This is a genomic window from Bacillus sp. BB51/4, from assembly GCF_008368845.1.
Taxonomy (GTDB): Bacteria; Bacillota; Bacilli; order Bacillales; family Bacillaceae_G; genus Bacillus_A; species Bacillus_A wiedmannii.
The window spans coordinates 1-855 of the sequence record NZ_QOSC01000044.1; the positions used below are offsets into that span (position 1 = coordinate 1).

Genomic DNA, 855 nt, shown 5'->3' on the forward strand with positions numbered 1-855 from the left:
CAGTTTTCAAAGAACTACTTAGCCGCTCATTTGCGACTTCCTTATGTTAACATCTTCGTTTTTCGATGTCAACTAAGTTTTTCAATTTCTTTTTTGTCGTTTTCTGCGTTTCCGCATCAGCGACGGTTATTAATATATCATGCACTACATACAGGGTCAATACTTTTTATAAAAAAATTTCACATCCCGTTAAAACTTTAAAACATGTTTCAAAAATCATTATAGTCTCCCTTCATCCTACTCCACATTTCATACCTTATCACTTTATCATGTTTCTGAACGAGTGAAAATTCTAAATTTTATGTTATATTATTGTTATAGGAGCGTGGTGAGAATGAGCATTAAGTATTCAAATAAAATCAATAAAATCCGGACCTTTGCATTAAGTTTAGTATTTATCGGCCTCTTCATTGCATACTTAGGTGTCTTTTTCCGTGAAAACATTATTATTATGACAACATTTATGATGGTTGGCTTTTTAGCTGTTATCGCTAGTACTGTCGTTTACTTTTGGATTGGCATGTTATCTACTAAAACTGTACAAATTATTTGTCCAAGCTGCGATAAGCCGACCAAAATGCTCGGTCGTGTCGACGCATGTATGCATTGCAACCAACCTTTAACAATGGATCGAAATCTAGAAGGAAAAGAATTTGATGAGAAATATAATAAGAAGAGCTATAAATCATAGGCATATATAGGTACAATGTGCCCTTACAAAACTAAACGTTAAAAGGTGATTTCTTAACAAAGAAATCACCTTTTGTATTTATCTTTAATTAAATTAGGTTCTTCACTGAACGTTTTAAATCCTCCTGAACCTAACGTAATTCCCATATATAATAAAGAAAGAGG

At 32.6% G+C, this 855-nt stretch carries 1 protein-coding gene; it reads left to right on the plus strand.

Annotation, left to right across the window (positions count from 1 at the left end; all coding sequences use genetic code 11):
• Positions 1-334: 334 nt before the first annotated feature.
• Positions 335-691 (plus strand): YgzB family protein, encoded by a 357-nt coding sequence (locus DN392_RS30135; RefSeq protein WP_000025063.1) that lies wholly within the window; start codon positions 335-337, stop codon positions 689-691.
• Positions 692-855: the final 164 nt, after the last annotated feature.